Origin of the sequence: uncultured Ferrimonas sp. (assembly GCF_947489035.1) — a bacterium.
GTDB lineage: Bacteria > Pseudomonadota > Gammaproteobacteria > Enterobacterales > Shewanellaceae > Ferrimonas.
Genome location: NZ_CANLCI010000013.1, coordinates 46,093 through 67,675, shown reverse-complemented (window position 1 = coordinate 67,675; position 21,583 = coordinate 46,093). Strand labels below are relative to the sequence as shown.

20 protein-coding genes and 1 tRNA gene are annotated in these 21,583 nt (G+C 55.5%); 11 read left to right on the top strand and 10 right to left on the bottom strand.

Annotated elements, in window-relative coordinates; translation table 11 throughout:
• Positions 1 to 156: 156 nt before the first annotated feature.
• The 3 genes from lgt to rppH all read right to left on the bottom strand — a co-directional run bounded on the left by lgt (position 157) and on the right by rppH (position 3,796).
• Complete coding sequence (gene lgt, locus Q0796_RS09775) at positions 157 to 942, bottom strand: prolipoprotein diacylglyceryl transferase (protein ID WP_298442378.1); 786 nt, start codon at positions 940 to 942, stop codon at positions 157 to 159.
• Positions 943 to 1,037: 95 nt separating this feature from the next.
• The gene (gene ptsP, locus Q0796_RS09770; protein WP_298442376.1) at positions 1,038 to 3,263 is read right to left on the bottom strand and encodes a phosphoenolpyruvate--protein phosphotransferase; all 2,226 of its coding nucleotides are present in this window, start codon (positions 3,261 to 3,263) and stop codon (positions 1,038 to 1,040) included.
• Positions 3,260 to 3,796 (bottom strand): RNA pyrophosphohydrolase, encoded by a 537-nt coding sequence (gene rppH, locus Q0796_RS09765; protein ID WP_298442375.1) that lies wholly within the window; start codon positions 3,794 to 3,796, stop codon positions 3,260 to 3,262. Before rppH ends, ptsP begins: the two co-directional genes overlap by 4 nt.
• Before the next feature lie 530 nt (positions 3,797 to 4,326).
• On the opposite strand from rppH, the gene mutH reads away from it, so the two are divergent.
• The gene (gene mutH, locus Q0796_RS09760) at positions 4,327 to 4,992 is read left to right on the top strand and encodes a DNA mismatch repair endonuclease MutH (RefSeq protein WP_298442374.1); all 666 of its coding nucleotides are present in this window, start codon (positions 4,327 to 4,329) and stop codon (positions 4,990 to 4,992) included.
• Between the two features lie 125 nt (positions 4,993 to 5,117).
• Complete coding sequence (locus Q0796_RS09755) at positions 5,118 to 6,221, top strand: adenylate/guanylate cyclase domain-containing protein (protein WP_298442373.1); 1,104 nt, start codon at positions 5,118 to 5,120, stop codon at positions 6,219 to 6,221.
• Here the strand turns inward: Q0796_RS09755 and Q0796_RS09750 are convergent.
• Together Q0796_RS09750 and yfbR are read right to left on the bottom strand one after the other, a co-directional pair.
• Positions 6,169 to 7,077 carry a hydrogen peroxide-inducible genes activator gene (locus tag Q0796_RS09750; protein WP_298442372.1) on the bottom strand — a complete coding sequence of 303 codons (909 nt, stop codon included), beginning with the start codon at positions 7,075 to 7,077 and terminating at the stop codon, positions 6,169 to 6,171. The genes Q0796_RS09755 and Q0796_RS09750 overlap by 53 nt on opposite strands.
• A 94-nt stretch (positions 7,078 to 7,171) precedes the next feature.
• Entirely contained in the window at positions 7,172 to 7,783 is a 612-nt protein-coding gene (gene yfbR / locus Q0796_RS09745; RefSeq protein ID WP_298442370.1) for a 5'-deoxynucleotidase, read from the bottom strand.
• 174 nt (positions 7,784 to 7,957) lie between these two features.
• On the opposite strand from yfbR, the gene Q0796_RS09740 reads away from it, so the two are divergent.
• The 5 genes from Q0796_RS09740 (at position 7,958) to queG (ending at position 12,705) form a co-directional block, all read left to right on the top strand.
• A complete protein-coding gene (locus tag Q0796_RS09740) occupies positions 7,958 to 9,454 on the top strand; it encodes a GGDEF domain-containing protein (RefSeq protein WP_298442368.1) in 1,497 nt (498 codons plus the stop codon).
• A gap of 145 nt (positions 9,455 to 9,599) precedes the next feature.
• Complete coding sequence (locus Q0796_RS09735) at positions 9,600 to 10,130, top strand: RNA polymerase sigma factor (protein WP_298442366.1); 531 nt, start codon at positions 9,600 to 9,602, stop codon at positions 10,128 to 10,130.
• Positions 10,127 to 10,573: a hypothetical protein gene (locus Q0796_RS09730; protein WP_298442363.1), complete on the top strand. Its 447-nt coding sequence runs from the start codon at positions 10,127 to 10,129 to the stop codon at positions 10,571 to 10,573. Before Q0796_RS09735 ends, Q0796_RS09730 begins: the two co-directional genes overlap by 4 nt.
• 10 nt (positions 10,574 to 10,583) lie before the next feature.
• Positions 10,584 to 11,519 carry a DUF4097 family beta strand repeat-containing protein gene (locus Q0796_RS09725; RefSeq protein ID WP_298442362.1) on the top strand — a complete coding sequence of 312 codons (936 nt, stop codon included), beginning with the start codon at positions 10,584 to 10,586 and terminating at the stop codon, positions 11,517 to 11,519.
• Positions 11,520 to 11,568: 49 nt separating this feature from the next.
• Positions 11,569 to 12,705: a tRNA epoxyqueuosine(34) reductase QueG gene (gene queG / locus Q0796_RS09720; protein WP_298442360.1), complete on the top strand. Its 1,137-nt coding sequence runs from the start codon at positions 11,569 to 11,571 to the stop codon at positions 12,703 to 12,705.
• On the opposite strand, the gene Q0796_RS09715 is transcribed toward queG, so the two are convergent.
• Positions 12,702 to 12,908 (bottom strand): dodecin, encoded by a 207-nt coding sequence (locus Q0796_RS09715; RefSeq protein ID WP_298442358.1) that lies wholly within the window; start codon positions 12,906 to 12,908, stop codon positions 12,702 to 12,704. The two genes, queG and Q0796_RS09715, sit on opposite strands and share 4 nt — an antisense overlap.
• A gap of 365 nt (positions 12,909 to 13,273) precedes the next feature.
• Between Q0796_RS09715 and Q0796_RS09710 the strand changes: the two genes are divergently transcribed.
• Positions 13,274 to 13,675, top strand: coding sequence for a (deoxy)nucleoside triphosphate pyrophosphohydrolase (locus Q0796_RS09710; RefSeq protein WP_298442356.1), 402 nt, complete (start codon positions 13,274 to 13,276; stop codon positions 13,673 to 13,675).
• A 116-nt stretch (positions 13,676 to 13,791) separates the two neighbouring features.
• Entirely contained in the window at positions 13,792 to 14,691 is a 900-nt protein-coding gene (locus tag Q0796_RS09705; RefSeq protein WP_298442355.1) for a 1,4-dihydroxy-2-naphthoyl-CoA synthase, read from the top strand.
• Positions 14,692 to 14,818: 127 nt separating this feature from the next.
• On the opposite strand, the gene Q0796_RS09700 is transcribed toward Q0796_RS09705, so the two are convergent.
• The 4 genes from Q0796_RS09700 to Q0796_RS09685 form a co-directional block, all read right to left on the bottom strand.
• Positions 14,819 to 15,979: a PilT/PilU family type 4a pilus ATPase gene (locus Q0796_RS09700; RefSeq protein ID WP_298442353.1), complete on the bottom strand. Its 1,161-nt coding sequence runs from the start codon at positions 15,977 to 15,979 to the stop codon at positions 14,819 to 14,821.
• A 311-nt stretch (positions 15,980 to 16,290) separates the two neighbouring features.
• Positions 16,291 to 16,364, bottom strand: a tRNA-Gly gene (locus tag Q0796_RS09695).
• A gap of 112 nt (positions 16,365 to 16,476) precedes the next feature.
• A complete protein-coding gene (locus Q0796_RS09690; RefSeq protein ID WP_298442351.1) occupies positions 16,477 to 18,636 on the bottom strand; it encodes a S46 family peptidase in 2,160 nt (719 codons plus the stop codon).
• Between the two features lie 83 nt (positions 18,637 to 18,719).
• The gene (locus tag Q0796_RS09685; protein WP_298442349.1) at positions 18,720 to 19,904 is read right to left on the bottom strand and encodes an aromatic amino acid transport family protein; all 1,185 of its coding nucleotides are present in this window, start codon (positions 19,902 to 19,904) and stop codon (positions 18,720 to 18,722) included.
• 395 nt (positions 19,905 to 20,299) lie between these two features.
• Between Q0796_RS09685 and Q0796_RS09680 the strand changes: the two genes are divergently transcribed.
• Both Q0796_RS09680 and Q0796_RS09675 read left to right on the top strand, forming a co-directional pair.
• Positions 20,300 to 20,869 carry a TMEM165/GDT1 family protein gene (locus Q0796_RS09680; protein WP_298442347.1) on the top strand — a complete coding sequence of 190 codons (570 nt, stop codon included), beginning with the start codon at positions 20,300 to 20,302 and terminating at the stop codon, positions 20,867 to 20,869.
• Between the two features lie 92 nt (positions 20,870 to 20,961).
• Positions 20,962 to 21,579, top strand: a complete 618-nt coding sequence (locus Q0796_RS09675; protein ID WP_298442345.1) for a hypothetical protein — start codon at positions 20,962 to 20,964, stop codon at positions 21,577 to 21,579.
• The last annotated feature ends 4 nt before the right edge of the window (positions 21,580 to 21,583 follow it).

The window sequence follows — 21,583 nt, the reverse complement described above, 5'->3', positions numbered from 1 at the left end:
GGGCTGGCTGGTTTATTTTGCTGGTAAGGTGAGCAAAGCCAAAAAGTGAATCGAGGATCTCGAGCTATGGCTGGAAGGGGGAATAAGCAATGCCACATGATTGGATAAGCAAAACCCCACAGCAGATGTGGGGTTTTGTGACGTTGATCGTGTTGCTTAACGTTGGGGCAGGGGTCGCAGCATCAAGAATAAGCCAAAGATCAGCATTGGCACCGTTAACAGCTGCCCCATGGTCATGCCAGCATAGAGGCTCATGTGGGCATCGGGCTGACGCACAAACTCCACCACAAAACGGCTTAAACCGTACCCTACTAAGAACAAGCCAGCCACGGCGCCTGGCCGTTTGCTGCGCTTACTGAACCACCACAAGGCTAAGAACAGCAGCAGCCCTTCCAGCAACGCTTCATACAGTTGCGATGGGTGGCGTGGCAATGGCCCTGCCCCAGGGAAAACAATGCCCCAAGGCACGTCGGTGGTTCGTCCCCACAGCTCGCCATTGATGAAGTTGCCGATGCGGCCGAACCCCAAGCCAATTGGCACCACCGGCGCAACCAGATCAGCCACTTGCCAGTAGCTGCGCTTTTGCCGCCAAGCGATGAAGGCCATCGCGGTGATCACCCCCAGCAAGCCACCGTGGAACGACATGCCGCCGTCGGTGATTTTAAACAGGTAAAGAGGATCAGCCAGGAACCAATCGAACCCATAAAACAGCACATAACCAATGCGCCCACCCAGTACAACCCCAAGGAATCCGTAAAACAGCAGATCCGAAACTTGCTCACGATCCCAACCCGAGTTGGGCTGATCGGCGTAACGGTTCAGCAGCCCCAACGCCGCCAAAAAGCCACATAAATACATTAGGCCATACCAGCGCAACGCTAATGGGCCGATCTCGACGATAATGGGATCGATCTGAGGGAAGGTAAACCAAGCTTCAGCCATGGGCAGTAACAGTCTCTATCGGGATGGAAATTCGCACTAGCATAGAGAGTTAGCTCAGCCGGGGCAACGCTTCCGCCGCCTCCAAGGCCAGCGTATTAGAAGGCTTCGAGGGTATCCAGACCCACTTGCACCAAGTGCTGATGCAAAAGGTGTCGCACCTGCTGACCATCGCGGGCATCCAACAGCTGCTCTTTCAAGGTGCCCAGGCTGCTTAGATCGAGGTTTCGTACTAGGTAATGGATTGGCCCTAAGGCGGGGCCATTCATACTGAGATCGCGATAGCCCAACGCCAGCAACATCAGCGCGCCTTTGATCTCACCGGCCAGCTCGCCACATAGACTGAAACTGTGCCCTTGGCAGTGCTCGGCCACTTGTGCCATCGCCTGCACCACCGCCGGATGGTAGCTGTCATACTGCTGCCCCACCCGATCGTTATTGCGATCCACCGCCAATAAGTATTGGGTTAAATCGTTGCTGCCAACAGAGACAAAATCGACCTGTGACAACCATTTAGGCAGCTGCAACAGCGCCGCTGGCACTTCAACCATGATCCCAAGCGCTGGCACCGGCAGTGGCCGATCAAGCTCTTCAACCAATTCAGCAAGCGCTTGATGCAGTAAGCGTTGGCATTGATGGATCTCATCTAAACGCGCCACCATCGGGATCAAGATCCGCAGATTATCCAGATCCGCATTGGCGCTGATCATCGCCCGCAATTGACCTAAGAACAGCTCAGGGTGATCCAAGCACAAGCGGATCCCACGCCAGCCTAAGAACGGGTTATCTTCACGGATGGGCATATAGGGCAAGGGTTTATCCCCGCCCACGTCCAGCGTGCGGATCACCACCGGCTTGCCCGATGCTTGCTCGAGCATGTGCCGATAATGGCGCCGTTGTTGCTGTTCGGAAGGAAAACGGTCCGACGCCATAAACAGCGCCTCGGTGCGGTATAAGCCCACGCCGCTCACGCCTTGTTGCGCCATTAACTCAGCCACGGAGCCCGCATCGGCGTTCAATAACAACTGCACCGCTTGCCCATCCTGGCTCACGCAAGCCTCACCTAGGTGCTGCTGCATCACCGCTTTGAAGCGATCACGCTGCGCCTTGGTTTGCTGGTAATGTTCTACCTGCGCCGCTTCGGGATCCACCCAAAATTGACCACTGAGGGCATCCAGTAGGATCAGCTTATTATCGAGTTGCTCTAAGCGAACGCCATCGGCGGCGACAATCGCCGGAATGCCCATCGCCCGTGCCAAAATGGCGGCGTGGGAGTTGACCCCACCGCGCAAGCTCACCACCCCTTGCAGCTGCTCGCCACCGTATTCCAATAACATGGTGGCGCTGATCTCAGTCGCCACCAGAATCAGTGGCTGCTGCGGTTGCGACGCCAACGCCGAAGGCGCCGACAGCTGCGATAAGATCCGCAGCGCCAGATCTTGCAGATCGCTGCCCCGTTCGCGCAGGTAGTCGTCGCTCATGGTGGCAAACCGATTAATGGCCTGCTGCATCACTCGGCATACCGCGGTTTCAGCACACCACCCTTGCAAACATTGCTGTTCAAAACTGCGCAGCAGCTCGGGATCCACCAGCAGCATCTGATAGCTATCAAACACCATGCGGATGTCGTCGGTCAGATCGCTGTCGAGGCGTTCGGTGAGCTGCAACAGTTCATCGGCGGTCGAGGCCAGTGCCTGCTGCAGCCGCGGCCACTCTTGCTCCGGTTGGCTACTGAGTTGCTCCGCTTGTTGTAACGAGGTTTTCGGCTTCAGCACCATCGACTGAGCAATGGCGATGCCGGGGGAAGCACTTAAGCCGCTAAAGCAGCGCCGAGGTTCGCTGGCCTTGCCCGCGAGCGCCCGTTGGTGCACCCGAGGGGCTAACTGCGACGCGAGGGTAATAAGGAAAGACTCTTCCTCTTCACTGAATTGCCGCGCGATGCGTTGCTGCACAACCAACACCCCCACCACATTGGCGCGGTGCACCAAAGGCACAGCCAAAAAGGCACGGTATTCATCTTCTTGTGCTTCAGGAAGTCGTTTAAACGCGGGGTGGGTTGGCGCATCGGCTAAGTTGATCAACTCTTCGCGCAACGCCACGGTGCCAACAATGCCTTCGCCCAGCTGCAGCCGAGCTTGGCCAATGGCGTCCGTCGCCAAACCGTGGCTGGCACTGAGCAGCAGCCCAAGCTCATCCAAGAGGTAGAGCGAGCAACAATCGGTGTTCATGGCAGCACGGGTCAAATTGACCAAGTCTGTCACTGACTGCTCGACAGTTTCGGCCCGTGAGACCTGCTGCACTATCTGCCGCAGGGTGTTGATCATCGTGAACGGCGCCGACGGCGATTACGCGACGGCTCAGGTTTTCCTTTATTTGGTTGCTGACCCGTTAAAGCCGGCAGAGTAAATTCATCCAGTACTTTACGATAGACCTCACGCTTAAATGAGACCACCTGACGGACGGGATACCAGTAGCTCACCCAACGCCAATCATCAAATTCTGGGTGACCAGAGGCCGCCAGATTGATGCGGCTTTCCGCGCACTGCAGTTGCAGCAGGAACCATTTCTGCTTTTGTCCGATGCACACCGGCTTACTGTCTTGGCGAACCAAGCGTTTGGGTAAGCGGTAGCGTAACCAAGAGCGACTGCGAGCGATGATGCGAACGTCGTCTCGCTTTAAGCCGACCTCTTCATGCAGCTCACGGAACATCGCTTGTTCCGCGCTCTCGCCTTCGTTGATCCCCCCTTGGGGAAACTGCCATGAATGTTGGCCGAAACGGCGGGCCCACAGCACTTGGCCTGATCGGTTGCAGATAATGATCCCAACGTTGGCTCGAAAGCCGTCGCTATCGATCACAAGATAATCCGATAAAATTCGTAACTTGTTGGGATTGTTCCACAAAGGGGACAATGCGGCAAACACCCAAATAGGATAGTTGTGATTAAAGTTATAAACAGAAGATATCCACTAACTCTGTGGATAACTAGGTGTATAACCTGAGATATCTAAACCTGCGCTGCTTAATTCACCGATCGCGAATTAAGCGAACGCTCACAAGAACAATAAAAAGTGTTTCTAAACAGCAACTTACACATGAAGGTTGCGATCATTTTCCGATCGGCACTCACTTTGGGTGTTTTTTAAACAGGCAAGCGCAACTCAGAAGCCCAACCAAAAGTCGAGACTTTTATCCACAACGCCCGTTTTGACGAGGGATTATTGGCCACGCTTCGCCGATATTGATGCGGAAATTGTGTATATCCCTACATCTTGTGGCCGCAGCTGTGCATAAAACCGATAATAATCAGTATAGAACAGCTTAATCCGATCGATCGTTACTAAACGCTTAGGCGGATCTTCAACCACGATGGCGGTACAATGCAGTTATGCACAATCCTCCTGACACCATTGATCAACTCATGCAGCGCGCCCATCACATTGCCGGCTGGCAACTGGGCGAGATCGCCGCCGCGTTAGATCTGCAAGCCCCTGCCCACCTCCGCCAACATAAAGGCTGGGTCGGCCAGCTATTAGAACTGTGGCTGGGTGCCAGTGCCGGCTCACGGCCAGAGCCCGACTTTCCGCAATTGGGGGTTGAGTTAAAAACCATCCCCATTGATGCCCAAGGCCGTCCCTTAGAGTCAACCTACGTCAGTGTGTGCCCATTAACGGGTTTGCACGGCCTGGGTTGGCAAGATTCTGCGGTGTGTCATAAGTTGCAGCATGTGCTGTGGATCCCAGTGCAAGGGGACAAATCCATTCCACCAGCGCAGCGTCAAGTGGGCATGCCGTTATTGTGGCAACCCGATGATAATGAACAGCAGCAACTGCAGCGCGATTGGGAAGAACTGATCGAACAAGTGGCACTGGGTAAAGTGGAACAGATCACCGCCCACCAAGGGGAATTACTGCAATTACGCCCTAAAGCCGCCAACCGCAAAGCACTCACCGAGGCGATTGGCCCCGACGGACGTAAGATAATGACCCTACCTCGCGGCTTTTATTTGCGCACTAGGTTCACAAGGCAGTTGTTACAGCGGCATTTTCTATGATCCGCATCAACTTTTGACTGCCCTACCCCCTTCGCATCGCTGGTTTAAGTTCACATTATTCATTACAATCGTGCGCTCACACTCGAACCCATCCCATCGTTTTAAAGAAGTAGCGAACTCCCCCCTTGCAAGCAGGCCAAGAATTAAAAAAGTTCACCTTTGCCGTTATCGCCTGGACCGCCGCGATGATGCTCTTTGTGGCACTCCGCTATTCCCTCGCCCAAGGTGGCACCGATTGGGATGCAACGGTGGCCGATGTGGCGACGATCGTGCTTTATTTGGGCACCATATTGGGGTGCCTGCATTGGCTGTCTAACCTGATTGCCGCCACAAGCCCACTGCGACGCATGAACTACCTCACCATTGTGGTGTTTAAAGGGGTATTTTTGCTAGTTGGAGCCTTAGGGCTGGTTAAGATCACCATCTGGATCAACACCTGGACCCCCGCGCCCGAGCTCGATCGCCACTACAACGAACTGACCCAAAGCCTGCTTGATAGCTCTTCAACCCAAGTGTTGCTGGCCTATTTTGTGTGGGTGCGGCTGTGTTTGGCGTTCTTCGAGCAGATGGTGTTGCTGGTCGGCTCCCGTAACTTGCTCAATATGGGGCTGGGTAACTACCACCGGCCACGGCAAGAGGAGCGGGTCTTTCTGTTTATCGACATGGTGGGCTCGACTGCCCACGCGGAAGTGTTGGGGGATTTCCAGTTTTCCCGCTTGGTGCAGGATTGCTTTGATCTGCTGTCGGGCTGCGTCACTCGACAGCACGGCGAGATCTACCGTTACATTGGCGATGCCGCCATGATCAGCTGGGATCTCAACCCCAGCCGTAATCTCGAACACAGCTTAGATCTGTACCATGAGTTTGTGCAGTTGATCAGCTGGCATAAAGACTATTTCGAAGAACAGTACGGCTTTGTGCCTCGCTTTAAAGGTGCGGTGCATGGTGGCCGAGTAATGACTGCCGTGGTTGGGGTAAACAAGCAAGAGATCAGTTACTTCTCTGATGTGATTAACACCTTGGCGCGCTTGCAGGATCAGTGTGGGCCACTGAAGAAGAACCTGCTGATCTCTGGCCAGATCCGCCACCGTCTAGGCGACAACCCCAACTATCAGCTGGAAGCCATCGGCCCCATGCGCCTGAAAGGCAAGCAGCATGAGGTCGAGGTGTATGCGGTTACTGCCCCTTCGACGGCAGTAGCCCCTGGATCATTTGACCCAAGGTTCTAAAGGTGCGTAAGCGGCTCGACGTTTGACGCCACACCAAACCAATTTCACGATACGGCGCCGAGCCTTGTGGCTGATAGGCGTTTAATTCCGTTCCCTGCAAAATGCCCGAATCGATCGCCATCTGTGGCAAGAAAGTGGTGCCTAATTTGGAATCCACCATCTGCACCAGAGTGTGCAAGCTGGTTGCCGCGAAAGGATTGATCTTGGCGCTGTTTTTCAAATCACAGGCGCTGATCGCGTGGCCAGTGATGCAGTGCTCGCGTTGCAGCAAGAAGATGCTCTGATCTGGGAACTCTTCATACACCAAATCGCTGCCGTCCAGCTGCTGATCTTGATGCGCCACCAACTTAAATGGGTCGACCCCAACCGACATGCTGTGGAAGCCACTGGTGTCCACTGGCAGCGCCAGCAACAACAGATCCAGTTCGCCACTGCCCAAGGCCGCAATCAAGTTATCGGTGGTGTCTTCCCGCAGCAGCAAGCTCATCTGTGGAAATTGCAGCTGGGTTTCTTTCACCACTCGGTTCAGCAAAAACGGCGCAATGGTTGGAATGCAGCCCAAACGGATGGTGCCCGCCATTGGCTCGCCAGCGCTGCGCGCAAGTTCGGTCATCTCTTGCACTTCAGCCAGCAGGTGGCGCGAGCGGCCAACCACATCTTCGCCCAAGGCGGTAAACATAAACGACTTGTGATCCCGTTCGATCAACTGCCCCCCCAACTGTTCCTCCAGATTTTGGATCCCAGAGGAGAGAGTGGATTGGCTCACGTGGCAGGCTTTGGCGGCACGGTTAAAGTTCTGCTCTCGGTGCAGCTGCACCAAATAGTACAGATTCTTTAAGCTCGGTAACTTGGTCATAATGAAGGTAGGCCCTTTTAATCGATAAAAGCGTTTATCTCATATTTGACCGAGCTGGTCACAATTCGCTTCACAATTTTTACATTACGGTGATTTATTTAGGCTCGAAGGCCGCTTCCACCAGATCATCGATGGTCAACTGGAACGAAGCGACAAAATTATCCATAAACCACGCGACTTCCGGCAGGTCATCAATGAAGGGCTGCAGTGCCAGCAGCACTTTCCGCTCGGTGCCTTCAAATTCCATGTTGCCCGCCCGTAACTCCCCCAACGCTTTGGTATAAGCCGACAACAGATCCGCCGCCTTAACCAACTGCGCCAGTTCGCCGCCATCCCCGTGCTGCAGCAGCGGTTCGTAGCTGGCCTGCAATGGCTCTGGAATGGTGCCCAGCAACAGATCACTGGCGATCGACTCCATCTCACGACACAGCGCCAACATTCGCGGTGCCGAGTACTTAATGCCACTGTTTACGTCTTCAGTGAGCACCTCTGGCGCATCATGAAACAGCGCCATCACCGCCAATTGGTTCTCATCCAATGGCGGCTGGTCGGTAAACACCTTATTGCGAATTAACCCCAAGGCATGGGCAAACAACGCCACTTGCATGCTGTGCTCTGCCACATTTTCAGCGCGGGTTGGGTTCGACTTGCCCCATCGCTGAACGTTCTGCATTCTCGACATCAACGCAAAAAACACCGGCTGCATCATTACCTCCAGATTATTTTCTTAAATTTAAATGAGTTAACTACCTACTTTTCGTTCGTCTATGCGAAACTAGCAGTAATCTCTACTCCAACTTAGCAAAGTAAGTTATTGCTTCCTATGGCAAAAAATAGCAAACGCTGGCTCAGGATCTTTGCGGCCACAATCATCACGGTTGTGCTAGCGTTACTGATCGCCAAACTTAATCAACATGTGCAGTACGGTGATCCGGTCTTGCCGGCCGGCACAGAGAGCACCCTGCCCAGCCAGCAGTGGCATCAGATCAGCTCCAGTACCGCCACCTGGCACCGCCATGAAATAGAGCCCTATCAATCCTTTACCCTCAGTGCCTTATCGTTACAGCCAATCACCTTAGTGAAGGTTGATCAGCAGCACGTTGAGGTCTTCGAGCTGCCAGCCTCGCAGTGGCAGTCGCCATTGCAGTACCAACAGATCAACAGCCTCTCGCGCCCCATCCAGATCTATCACTCCATTGACGACAGCGCCCGCGTCTCTCGCGGCTTCTTGCCCAATCCGGTGCTGTTTATGCTGCTCGGCGCGCTGTTGGCTACGCAGTTGCTGCTGTGGCTGATCACCACCATTCAGTGGGACAGCGTTCGCTATGGCGCCATTGCCGGGCCAGTGCTCTTGCTGAGCCCCTTCCTGCCGCTGCTCGCCACCTGCGCGGTGCTCACCACCATCGCCGCCAGCACCTTTAACATCCGCTGGATCATTCCGGTGCTGCTGATCACCACGGGGCTCGGCGTGTTTATCCCAGAACCGTGGCTGGCGTGGGGCTGCGTGGCCGCCATTGCTCCGGTACTTTGTTATCAAGTGCTGCGGCCAAGCCACCGCTGGTATCAGCAACTGGGCTGGTTGGCGCTGTTTGTGTTGTGTTTAGAGCTGCCTGTGCGTGCCGACATGCCGCTCTGGCTGAGCCTCAGCTGCATTGCCATCTGGCAACTGTGCCAACTGCTGCGGCCGCTCAGTCAGCTGCCGCTGTACCAAAATCGGCTGAAGAAACTGCATGAGCAACGCGCCCATGAACCCAAGCCCGGGGTAGAGCAGCAGCTGCAATCGCTGTCACAACAGGTGCAGACGCTGGAAGACAAAAACCGGATCCTGCATGAAAAAACCTGGGTGGATGCCCTCACTGGCCTTCGCAATCGTTTGTTCTTTAACGAGCAGTACCAAACCGAAGTCGCCCGCAGTGCGCGGGAGCGATCCCCCACCAGTTTGCTGATGCTGGATCTGGATAACTTTAAGAAAATTAACGACACCTACGGTCACCCTGGCGGCGATCAAGTGCTGCAACAGGTAGCCAAACGCCTGTATTACAGTTTGCGCCGCCCAGCCGATGCCCTATGCCGTATCGGTGGTGAAGAGTTTGCCATTTTATTGCCGCAAACCAGCGAGCAAGGCGCCTTGCATGTGGCCGAAATCGTGCTGAAAAAAGTCGCTGAGAAACCGATAAAACTGGCCGACGGGGTCGAGCTGTATGTCACCATCAGTATCGGCTGTGCGTCGCTGGTACAGCAAAGCAGCCTCACTGAAAACGAACTGCTTAACCGCGCCGACAGCGCCCTTTATCTGGCCAAGCGCCGTGGCCGTAATCGGGTGGAATGCGCCGGTTCTCAACCCTACAGCGAGCAGCCTCAACCCGAACAGATCTGATCCTTTGCAGCGCCCACGGCAGAAAAAATCATGTTGCCGTTAAACCTTTTGCGCTGGTGCCTCTGTCTAATTAGAAAATACCTTCTGATTGGCACTTGTTGTGGGCTCTGCCCAAGTTGCCTTCAACTGATTATGGAAGTCAGCCGTGAGCCAACTGCCCAAGGACAACTTTGACGCCATCGAATCCCATTGGATTGCCCTTGCCCAAGCAGGGGATCAAGCGGCGTTTGCGCACCTGTTCGAACAACACCATCGCCGCGTCTATGCCCTGTGCTTGCGCCTATGTCAGCACCCTAACTGTGCCGAAGAAGCCACCCAAGAGGTGTTTTTACGGCTGTGGCAAAAACTCGACAGCTACCAAGGCGAAGCCAACTTCAGCACCTGGTTGCACCGTTTAAGCGTCAATCACGCCATCAATTTTACCCGCAAAGGTCAATGGTGGCGGCAGCGGTTAAACCACGACAGCAGCCACGAACCCAGCCATAACCCCATCCCACAACAGGGGATTGATCGACTGTTGCCCAAGTTGCCCGTGCGGCGCCGGCAAGTGTTTGTGCTGCATGCCATCGAAGGCTACCAACATCAGGAAATTGGCGAACTGCTGGGGATCAGCAGCGGCGCCAGCAAAGCCCATTATCACCACGCCAGAACCCAACTGCAGGAGTGGCTGCAATGACCGACAAATTAACCGAACTGCTTGAACAGACCCCCCGGGAGATCGCCCCGGCTAAACCGCTGTGGCCGCACGTGGCCCGCCAACTGAAACAGCAGCACCACCCCCAACAGTGGGCGCTGGCCGCCAGTTTGCTGCTGGGGATCTTACTGGGGGGGATCGGCGGCTACCGCTTAAACGATCAGCCGATGCTGCAACCGGAATTGCTGAACGGGGTACTGCAGGTGATTGCCAGCCAACATCAGCAGCGATTAGCGCAACTGCCCAGCAGCAACCCGCTGGTGCCCGCCGCGGATCTGCAAACCCTACGCAGCGGCACCGCCGAACTGCAGCAAGCCCTGCAGCAGCAACCGAACAATCAGGCGCTGCTTGAACTGTGGCTTTGGACTCAACAACGGGAGCTGGAGCTGTTGCAGATCCCCCTTCCTCAGCATCAATCGCTTTAAGGAATCTATGATGAAACTTACCGCCCTCGCCGCCCTCACATTGCTGGCCCCTAGCAGCCTGTGGGCGCAAACCATCGACCAAAGCCTGACTTGGGCCACTGGCAGCACCATCGTGATTGAACTGCCCCGTGGCGATCTGCAAGTGCGCGGCAGCGACAGCCAGCAGATCAACGTCAGCGGCCAACTGGATGACGACACCAAGGCGTTTATCTTTGAACAACGCGGTGATGAACTGCTGATCGAAGTCAAACTGCCCAAGCAGTGGAGCAGCCATCAAGACAAAAACAAGCAATACAGCGATCTGGTGATCACCTTGCCACAACAAGCCGGCGTTGAAATCGAGGTCGTCAGCACCGATGTCGAGATCAATCAGCTAACCCAGCTGGCGCTGGAAACCGTCAGTGGCGACATCAAGGTAACGGACGGCCAAGGCCAATTTGAGATTGATGCGGTCAGCGGCGACGTGCGCCTTGCCAACCTCAGTGGTGAGCTCGACATCGAAGCGGTCAGCGGCGACATCAGCGCCAACAATTGCCAAGGCGAGATTGAATTATCGACCGTCAGTGGCGACGCCAACGCCCAGCAACTCAGTGGCAAACTGACGCTGGAATCCGTCAGCGGCGACGTCAACATCGATGCCGATGAACTGGTGTCGCTGCAGGGGCGCAGCGTCAGTGGTGACGTTAAGATTGAAGCGGATCGATTAGCCGCACGCATCGAGCTTGAACTGGAAACCGTCAGCGGCGACGTGACCTTGCAGATCGACCAATTAGGCGACGTTAACGTTAGCGCCCACGCCGGTGGTGGCGGTTCCATTCGCAACGACTGGAGCGAACACCGTGCCAGCAAAAGCAAATACGGCGGCAACAAATCCCTGCAGTTTGGCAATGGCCCACAGCAGGTGCGCTTGAACACCGTCAGCGGCGATCTCAACCTGCGTAAGTAATCGCAATTAGCTCTACGCAAAAGACGTTGCGGTTGCTACCCTTGCGCCCATGAACAGTACCGACTGGGCGGCCTTTGCCGCCCGCATTAAACAGCAAGGGCAACAGCTCGGTTTTCGCGCCGTAGGCATCGCCGATATTGATCTCAGCCAAGAGTGGCCACGGCTGCAACAATGGCTAGAGAACCACTACCACGGCGACATGGATTACATGGCACGCCACGGCGACATGCGCTGCCATCCAGAGCAACTGCATCCGGGCACTTTGAAGGTGATCTGCGTTGCGCTGGATTACCTCCCCCCAGAAGCAGGCTTTGCCGCCAACTTAAAGCAAAGCGACAGCGCCTACGTTAGCCGCTACGCCGGTGGCCGCGATTACCACAAACTGATGCGTAATCGGCTGAAAAAGCTCGGGGATTGGATTAAAGCGGAACTGCCTGAAAGCGACGACCATAACTTTCGCCCTTTTGTCGACTCCGCCCCCCTGTTGGAGCGGCCGCTGGCCCGTAATGCCGGGCTGGGCTGGGTTGGCAAACACTCACTGCTGCTGAACGAGCAAGCCGGAAGCTGGTTTTTCCTTGGCGAGCTGCTGGTCAATCTGCCGCTGCCCAACGACGAAGCCAACCAGCAAGATTGCGGCAGTTGCAGCGCTTGCTTAACCATCTGCCCCACCAAAGCGATTGTCGAGCCCTACGTAGTGGATGGCCGCCGCTGCATCAGTTACCTCACCATCGAATCGGATCACGCCATTCCAGAGCCCTTACGCGCCGCCATCGGCAACCGCATCTACGGTTGCGATGATTGCCAATTGGTGTGCCCGTGGAATCGCGCCGCGCCGCTGACCAGCGAATCGGATTTCCACATTCGCGATGCGCTGCAACAGCCTAAACTGCTGACCCTATGGCAATGGGATGAAGCCGCGTTCTTAAAACAGATGGAAGGCTCGCCCATCCGCCGCATTGGTTTTCGTCGCTGGCAGCGTAATTTGGCGGTCGCACTGGGCAATGGCCCTGCCAGCGCCGAGGTGATCAGCGCGTTAACTCAGGGTCTGGGGCGGGTGGACGAGATGGTGGATGAACACATCCATTGGGCGCTCAATCAACTGCAGCAACGCCAAGGCGAGTACCGTAACCGCCAGCAACAGCGGTTGATCCGCGTGGTTGAAAAAGGCTTACCGCGCGACGCCTAAGTGCGGGTAAAGCCTACTTTTATCGTTACCTGCCAATGCGCGACGGTGCCATCAACCACATGGCCACGGCTCTCAACCACTTCAAACCAGCGTAAGTTGTGGTGGGTTTTACTGGCCGAGGCGATGGCGTTCGCAATGGCATCATCGCTGCTGAGGGTGGATGATCCAGTCAGTTCAATTTTTTCATAGATGTGATGCGGCATGATCCGGCCTTTTAGGCAGTACATTTGCCTAAGTGTAGACCGCGCGATGACTGGCCTTGCCCCTTGCCTGTGAACAAGGCGCAAAAAAAGCCCGGCTATTCAATAAGCCGGGCACAAAGCCAGCGGAGATTGCTGTTGCTTAGAATCGGATCCAGGCAAAGCGCCCTCGAGCTGCGGCAACCATGCCACGCTACCGCCGCCGTCGCAAATAAAGCACAGGCTCTAATTCAGTGAATTATTCTAGTAAAACAATGAATTAAAGCCTGATGGCAGCCACAGTAAATAATAAGCCAGCAAAGCATTGCATTTTAACATTAACGCAACATCTTGTTGCCGTTTTGGCGATAAAGCAGGAGAGATAAGCGATGATTATCGACGTGGTCGCCGCCCTTATGGTGCACAAGCAGCAAGTCTTTATTGCCCAGCGCCACAGCAAAGGCAGCCAAGGGGGCTTATGGGAGTTTCCCGGCGGCAAAATTGATGCCGGTGAAACCCCGCAGCAGGCCTTACAACGGGAGCTGCAAGAGGAGCTGTCGATACGGGCCAGCGTTCGCGACTACTTGGCCAGCTCGCGCCACGACTATGGCGACAAGGTGATCCACTTACACGGCTACCTGTGCCACTGGCATGGGGATCCCATCCGCCTAACCGGCAGCCACCATCAATACCGTTGGCTGCCAGCCCAGCAGATCGACCGTCAATTTCTGGCGCCGGCGGATCTGCCGTTGCTCGATGCGTTACTGCAACAGCAAGAGCACCGCAATTAGCCGCCATTCGTCGCGTACAAATAACTGATCTGCACCGCGAAAGCAGCGACTGGATTTGACCCTTAGAGCAACTCTCCCTAGCCTTGGTTTAACTTAACTTGCAGTGGATCCCCACCATGACCCAATCCGTATCCGAGATCTTTGACCCACAACAGTGGGATCAGGTCCCTGGCTTTGATTTTGAAGACATCACCTACCACCGTGCCAAAGACCAAGGCACCGTGCGGATCGCCCTCGACCGCCCGGATTGCCTCAATGCGTTTCGCCCCCGCACCGTAGACGAGCTCTACACCGCGCTGGATCACGCTCGCCAATGGTCTGATGTTGGCTGTGTTTTAATCACCGGCAACGGCCCATCGGCCAAAGGCCAGTGGTCGTTCTCCTCTGGCGGCGATCAGCGCATTCGTGGCAAAGATGGCTACAAATATGAAGGCGAAGAAGGCAGCGCCGACGTCGCTCGCATGGGTCGCTTACACATTCTGGAAGTGCAACGACTGATCCGCTTTATGCCCAAGGTGGTGATCGCCGTGGTCCCCGGCTGGGCCGTTGGCGGTGGCCACAGCTTGCACGTGGTGTGCGATCTGACTTTGGCGTCAAAAGAGCACGCGGTATTCAAGCAAACCGATCCGGATGTGGCCTCGTTCGATTCCGGTTACGGCAGCGCCTACTTAGCCAAGATGATTGGCCAAAAGCGCGCCCGTGAGATCTTCTTCTGTGGCTTTAACTACTCGGCGCAAGAAGCGTACGAGATGGGCATGGTCAACAAGGTGGTGGATCACGCCGAGCTGGAACAAGAAGCACTGCGTTGGGCGGCCGAGATCAACTCCAAGTCGCCAACCGCCATGCGGATGCTCAAGTACGGCTTCAACCTGCCAGACGATGGCTTAGTTGGGCAGCAGTTGTTTGCCGGTGAAGCCACCCGCTTGGCCTACGGCACCGACGAAGCGCAAGAGGGGCGCGATGCCTTCTTAGAGAAGCGCGCCAAGGACTTCAGCAAGTTCCCGTGGCATTACTGAGCTAGGCAGAGCTGTTCGTTGGCGGATCCTTGGCCGAGCTGATATATAGCCCGCCAGCCCGCCGCAACAACCAACAACGCCAGTCTCAGACTGGCGTTGTTCTTGGCTACCTTAGTCGCGCGAGAGATTAAAAGCGATCGTCTTCGTCCTCTTCGGTCTCGACTTGGGGCAGCGGTTGCAGCTCTAGACTTAAGCCGCCCGCGCTGGGCTCGGTCGTGCCGCTTTGGCCTTGACGTTGCAGCTTCAGCTCCAGCTTTAAGTTGGTGGGGGAATCCGCAAATTTCAGCGCCGTTTCTTCGGTCACTCGGCCCGATTGCACCAAATCGATCAACGCGCCATCAAAGGTTTGCATCCCCAGCTGCTTCGATTTATTCATGATCTCTTTCAGCTCGGCACTTTCGCCTTTTTTGATCTTATCCCGCACCGTCAGCGTGCCAAGCATCACTTCCACCGCGGCGCAGCGTTTGCCATCCGCCGTGGGCACCAACCGCTGTGACACAAACGCCTGCAGGTTATTGCCTAAGTCATTCAACAGCTGGCTGCGGCGCTCTTCGGGGAAGAAGTTCACGATCCGATCCAGGGCTTGGTTGGCGTTGTTGGCGTGCAAGGTTGAGATCGCCAAGTGGCCGGTTTCGGCAAAGGCCAAGGCGTGTTCCATGGTTTCTTGATCGCGAATTTCACCAATCAAAATCACATCCGGGGCTTGGCGCAGGGTGTTTTTCAGTGCCGCTTGGAAGCTGCGGGTGTCCACCCCCACCTCGCGCTGATTAACAATGCAGCGTTGATGGTCGTGCACGTACTCCACCGGATCCTCAATGGTGATGATGTGGCCATCGCTGTTGCGATTACGGTGATCAATCAAGCTGGCCAGCGAGGTGGACTTGCCGGATCCGGTGCCGCCCACAAACAGCACCAAGCCGCGCTGCTTCATGATCACCTCTTTCAGTACCTGCGGCAGGCCCAGATCGTCAAAGCGAGGAATGTCGGTTTTGATGTTGCGCGCCACTATCGCAATGGCGTTGCGTTGCTGAAAAATGTTGATCCGAAAACGGCCAACCCCATCCAAGCCGATGGCCAAGTTCATCTCCAGATCTTTCTCAAACGCCTGTTGCTGCTCGGCGTCCATAATGCCGAGCGCGATCTGGCGTAGGCTATCCCGATCCATCACTTGGTCGTGCAGCGGCCGTAACGCCCCTTGGAATTTGGCCACCGGTTTGGCGCCCAGAGTAAGGTAAAGATCCGAGCCATCTTGCTCGGCCAGCTGTGCCAGCATCTGTTCAAATTGCATTGCCGTTATCCGTAACGAAGTGCGAAATTAAGAACCAATAAGCATGAACGGACATCGATGAATTCACCAGCGCCATGCAGCTAAAATTGGCGTTGCTTTCGGCACTCCGCTGTAAATAACGTCATCCACGCGGTGTGCGCCAACCCAAGTGCAGGGGCTGCGGGGGCAATTGTGCAGCTAAAACGGGGGCCAGCGCGATCAAAAAACAGACGCAATCCGGGCGCAGTTACCACGCAAGGGGGCGTTGCAATCCATATCTTGGGGAAGGTAAAGCAAGGTAAGGGGGTAACCACAACCGCTGGGGAAGCAGTTGGAGCGACCAGCGGGAATCGAACCCGCGTCATTAGCTTGGGAAGCTAAGGTAATACCATTATACGATGGTCGCGCATCTGGTGAACGCCAATGATAGTACTGGGGTTAAAGGCCAAAGTATATGATTACCATAACCTTTAACCCCAATTCATAAGCCATTCGCTGACTATTTAACCGATCGCGATTTATTTAACGATGGTCATCTCTTGCAGCAGGTTGTCGGCACCGTCCAGTTCATCCATTACCCACAGCATGTAGCGGGAATCCACGTGGATGGAACGGGCACTGGCGGGGTTGTAATCCCAATCGGCGATGATGCTTTCATACACGCCGTCAAACAACAGCCCCACCAACTCGCCATCACCATTGATGGTGGCAGAGCCAGAGTTACCGCCGGTGGTATCCACGGTAGAGAGGAAGTTAACCGGAACCGAGCCCACCGCTTTATCGGCGTAGGCACCAAACTGCTTGTCTTTGATCAGCTGCAGCTGTTTAGCAGAGGCATCAAACGGTTCTTCGCCGGTGGCCTTTACCGCTAAGCCTTCCATGGTGGTGAAGGGGGTAGCCACCAAGCCATCTTGCGGACTGTAGCTTTTCACGGTACCAAAACTTACGCGCAGGCTTGAGTTGGCGTCGGCGTACACCTGCTCACCCAGGCTTTGCTTGTGGGCGATGATGGCGCTCATGTAAGCCGGGCGGGCTTTCAACAGCTCGCCGTCTAACCTTTTCTCTTGGTTTTCTTGCGCTAAGGCGGTGTCGTAGTAGGCCACGGCCAGCTTAATGAACGGATCCTTCGACACATTAAAGTGGGCAATGGTTTTGTTGACCCAAGCTAAACGGGTATCGGCATCGCCCAATTCGGTGTTGGCGTACATCTGCTCTAAGCGCGCGGATACTGCCGCTTTATCGAAGCGGTCGCCAATGGCAAAGGCCTGATCCAGTTCAGCAAAGCGTTCTGACGTAGGCAAGGCGGCGTAACGCTCTAGCAGGTGCAGCAACATCGCCTTATCCACGGTGGCGTCGTAACGGCGTTCCATCCGTTGTAAGCCCGCTTTGAAATTATCCATGTCGCGCTCTTGGTAGCCGCGTTTACGGTCTAAATCGTCTTTTTGCTTCTCGTTAGCCAAGCGGTACAACTTTTGCGCGGTGGCAAACATCTGGTTGTAACGCAGGTAACCCAAGATCATATCCCGCTGCTGATGCTGCTGGGATTGTTCAATCAAACCGCTGAGTTCCGTGGTGACGTTGCCGTACTTCGCCGCCCGATCGCCCTTGCCATTGATCCACGCCGTCAGCGCTTGCTCGCCCGCTTGCTTGCGATCGGCAAAATCCGACTTACGGTAACCGTCGATCATGCTTTGGTAGTTTTTGGCGTAGTTGGCCAAGCCCGCTAAGGTGCCTTCGTAGGCAAGGCGTGCTTTAGAACCGTCTTCAGAATTGGTTTTGATCACCTCGATCAGTTCGTTACGCAGATCGCGAGCGGTCGGGTAGGTCCACTCAAAGGCGTTGGTTACCTCAGCCGCGGTGCGGTAACGGTTGGTGCGGCCGGGGTAGCCCATCACCATCACAAAATCATTGTCTTTCAGGCCTGCGCTCGACACTTTCAAGAAACGCTGCGGCACGTAGGGCACGTTGTCTTCGCTGTATTCTGCTGGCTTGCCGTCTTTGCCCACGTAGGCGCGGAAGAAGGCGAAATCACCGGTATGACGCGGCCACATCCAGTTGTCGATATCGCCGCCGTATTTGCCCACCGACATCGACGGGGTGTACACCAAGCGCACATCTTTGATCTCAAGCTCTTTCACTAAGAAGTAGCTGGCACCGTGGTGGAAGTTGTAAACGCCACAACGGCTAGAAGGAGCCTGTTCACACTCGGCAACCAAGGCTTTTTTATTGCGTTCAATCGCTTCAAAGTAAGCTTTGCCGGTTAACTTGGCCGCAGGGGCAATCACCTGTTCGGTGACTTCGTTCATCGATTCGGTGATCCAAATCTTGTAACCCGGCACCGGCTTCTTTTCCTGGGTTAAGGTTTTCGCCAAGAAGCCATTTTCAAGAATGTTGTCTTCCGGGGTGGAGTGGTAAGCGATGGCGCCGTAGCCACAGTGGTGGTTGGTGACCACCAAGCCTTTTGGCGACACAAACGAAGCGCTACACCCGCCAAAGTTGATCACGCTGTTCATTGGGAATTTGCTTAAGTCCGCCATCTTGTTGGCGTCCATGTTGAAGCCCAGCTGCTCCATTTTGTCTGCCAATGCCGGCAGTTGGTACGGCTGCCACATCCCTTCCGTGGCTTGCGCCACACCGCTGCTGGTGAGTGCCAGTAGCGGCAACATCCATTTTTTCATTACGAGCTCCAAGTCAGATTCTATCAAACCGTTCGAATCTACCATGAAGCCCGCCCTGCGGTTAAGGGATTAACACCCCCTTGTTACCAAGTTGTGTAAACTTGCGCGGCAATCACCAGTAACCCTGCCAAGGTCGCCACGGCCAACGCGCCATTGCCACCGCAAACTTGGTAGCCGCCGTTGCCATCGCGCAGCTTACGCGCCATCGCCACCGGCAACAGCACCATCAGCACAATCAGCGGCACCGCAGCGTAGCCCAACACCGCCACAAAGCCACCGGGGAAAAACAGCGCCAGCGCCAGCGGTGGCAAGAAGGTTAAGCCCCAGTTGATCACACGGCTGCCCGCGCTTTTGCCTAAACGGAACAGCTCAGACAGGTAATCGAACAGGCTTAAACTCACCCCCAGGAATGAGGTCAGCAGCGCCAGATCAGCAAACAAAGTGAGCGCCTGTGCGATGCCGCTCCACTGGGCTTTGTCGCTCAGGCTGGAGATCAACGCCGCCAAGGCATCGCCATCGCTTAATGCTGCACGTTCCAACATGGTTAAGCTGCCCAGTGCCACCAGCAGCCACAGGCCGTAACACAACAGGGGCAGCAGCGATCCCGCCAGCAACGCTTTACGCAGATCCGCCACATCGCCATTTAAGTATTTCACCAACGGTGGGATGCACACATGGAAACCGAACGACGTGATCAACACCGGGATCACCGCCGCCCACACCGAACCTTCAACGGGCGCCACCGCGCTGATCTGGGTGAGTTCAACCTGTGGCAACAGCCCAGCAACCACCAGCACCAAGGCCACCATTTTGATGGCAAATAAGAGGCGAGTAGCGCCATCAACGTACTTCACCCCAAAGGCCGCGAACGAGCCCACCAAAGCGGCAAACAGCACCGCCGCAAACGCCGGAGACAGCTCGAAGATGCCTGCCAGCTTCAGCATCAGCAGCGACGAGCCGCCGCTTAAGTAGGCCGCCGTTAGGGCGTACAACAGCGCCAGCATCGACACCATGCCCAGCAGCTGGCCTTTGCGGCCCAGCACCTTGCCGGTCATGCTGTGCAGATTCAGGGTGTCGCCGGTTTTTAGGTTTACTTCCAACATCAGCAGCGCGCTGTAGGCGGATAAGCCCCAGGTGATCAGCATCATCGCAATCGCTGGCCAAAAGCCGATCGCGGCGGTTGCCAATGGCAAGGCCAACATGCCGGCACCAATCGAGGTGCCTGCCACAATTAGGGTGGCGCCTATTAATTTACTGCGAGTGTTCATTTTGTCGCTCATCACATCAGAAAATGGATGACGTCAGGGCGGGGAGTATTGAGAAGAGGAGGAGAGACAGGTTGCGCGTCCGAAACCATCACCATCTTGCCAATTGATCCGCGACCGTCGGTCGGGAGTTCAATTAGCCCTAATGGCAAATAGTTTGGTTACTTACACTCAACTATTACCATTAGGGCTGGCAAAATCGAGCGTAATAATAGATTACGCAAGTCATCAGATTTCTCTCAAAAAGGAAGCGCATTCAGACTACGTTGCCAGCCGCCAACGCCACAAGTGATCAGCGTCACAGTTTGTTGTTGGCGCGCATTCAACTGCTGCATTTTTTAGCGATTGGCATCCATTTTCTTTACACTGCGCGCTTATTTTCACTATTGGAGTCAGTCTTGGAAGCGTTTTTGTCCTCGACCGGTGCCGTCGCCATTGCCGAAATTGGCGACAAAACCCAGCTATTAGCCTTTATTTTAGCCAGTCGCTTTCGGCGCCCGTGGTTGATCTGCTTAGGGATCTTACTGGCCACCGTGGTTAACCATTTTGGCGCCGCTTGGCTCGGCCAGTGGCTCTATGGCTGGTCGCAGCAATGGCTGAGCGGCAACGCCCTGAGCTATCTGTTGGCGGGTTCCTTCTTTGCCGTTGCCGCGTGGATGTTGATCCCCGACAACGTCGAAGCCGACGAGTCCAGCCTCTATCGCTACGGCCCTTTGGTGGCCACCACGGTGCTGTTTTTTCTGGCCGAGATTGGCGACAAAACCCAAGTGGCCACGGTGCTGCTGGCCGCCAAGTACAGCGATTTTTATTGGGTGGTCGCCGGCACAACCTTAGGCATGATGCTGGCCAATGTGCCGGTGATCTGGGCCGCCAATTACAGTGCCGACAAATTGCCCATGGTGTGGATCCATCGCATCAGCGCCGCCCTGTTCGTGCTGTTTGGCATCGCCACACTAATGAACGCATAAGCAAAAGCGACGGCTTACCGCAGGTCACGCCCTTGGGTTAAGGCGCTATTGTTAGTAGCATCCGCTTACTCGTCAGCAAAGGATCGGCAAAGATGGCCAAAGTGGTGTTACTGCATGGGCTTTACATGAACGGCTTAGTGATGTGGCCACTAGCGAAGAAGTTGCAGCAAGCGGGCTGGCAAACCGAGTGCATCAGCTACAACTCGATGAAAATCGACCCCGACGCGCTGTTTGCCAAGCTGGACGCCAGTCTGGATAAAACCCAGCCCTGTTACCTGATTGGCCACAGTTTGGGTGGGGTGATGTTGACCCACTACGTCCATCAAACCCAGCTGCATCCCGATTCCAAAGTGGTCACCTTAGGCAGCCCATTACGCAGTTCGCGCATGGCCAAGCAGCTCAGCGATTGGGGCTTGGGGCTGTTGCTGGGCAACGCCGCCGAGCACGGCCTCACCGATAATGCGCCGCAACGCTGGACCAGCCCCGTGGCGCTGGGCAGCTTAGCCGGCCACAACAGTTTTGGCATGGGCACGGTGGTGGGGGCCACCGACACGCACAGCGATGGCACCGTGCAGATCAGCGAAACCGAGCTTGAAGGCATGCGCGATCACCTCACCCTCGACGTTACCCACACCAGCATGTTGATCGCCGACGACGTTGCCAGCCAATGCGATGCGTTTTTGCGCCACGGCCGCTTCCACAAAGGCTAACGCC

Bases quoted from the DNA above. Each gene is read 5' to 3' on its own strand.
- yfbR (WP_298442370.1), bottom strand. From the start codon at position 7,783: ATGCAGCCGGTGTTTTTTGCGTTGATGTCGAGAATGCAGAACGTTCAG.
- Q0796_RS09725 (WP_298442362.1), top strand. From the start codon at position 10,584: ATGAAACTTACCGCCCTCGCCGCCCTCACATTGCTGGCCCCTAGCAGC.
- mutH (WP_298442374.1), top strand. From the start codon at position 4,327: ATGCACAATCCTCCTGACACCATTGATCAACTCATGCAGCGCGCCCAT.
- Q0796_RS09700 (WP_298442353.1), bottom strand. From the start codon at position 15,979: ATGCAATTTGAACAGATGCTGGCACAGCTGGCCGAGCAAGATGGCTCG.
- Q0796_RS09730 (WP_298442363.1), top strand. From the start codon at position 10,127: ATGACCGACAAATTAACCGAACTGCTTGAACAGACCCCCCGGGAGATC.
- Q0796_RS09675 (WP_298442345.1), top strand. From the start codon at position 20,962: ATGGCCAAAGTGGTGTTACTGCATGGGCTTTACATGAACGGCTTAGTG.
- queG (WP_298442360.1), top strand. From the start codon at position 11,569: ATGAACAGTACCGACTGGGCGGCCTTTGCCGCCCGCATTAAACAGCAA.
- Q0796_RS09685 (WP_298442349.1), bottom strand. From the start codon at position 19,904: ATGAACACTCGCAGTAAATTAATAGGCGCCACCCTAATTGTGGCAGGC.
- Q0796_RS09750 (WP_298442372.1), bottom strand. From the start codon at position 7,077: ATGACCAAGTTACCGAGCTTAAAGAATCTGTACTATTTGGTGCAGCTG.
- Q0796_RS09705 (WP_298442355.1), top strand. From the start codon at position 13,792: ATGACCCAATCCGTATCCGAGATCTTTGACCCACAACAGTGGGATCAG.
- Q0796_RS09710 (WP_298442356.1), top strand. From the start codon at position 13,274: ATGATTATCGACGTGGTCGCCGCCCTTATGGTGCACAAGCAGCAAGTC.
- ptsP (WP_298442376.1), bottom strand. From the start codon at position 3,263: ATGATCAACACCCTGCGGCAGATAGTGCAGCAGGTCTCACGGGCCGAA.
- lgt (WP_298442378.1), bottom strand. From the start codon at position 942: ATGGCTGAAGCTTGGTTTACCTTCCCTCAGATCGATCCCATTATCGTC.
- Q0796_RS09715 (WP_298442358.1), bottom strand. From the start codon at position 12,908: ATGCCGCATCACATCTATGAAAAAATTGAACTGACTGGATCATCCACC.
- Q0796_RS09690 (WP_298442351.1), bottom strand. From the start codon at position 18,636: ATGAAAAAATGGATGTTGCCGCTACTGGCACTCACCAGCAGCGGTGTG.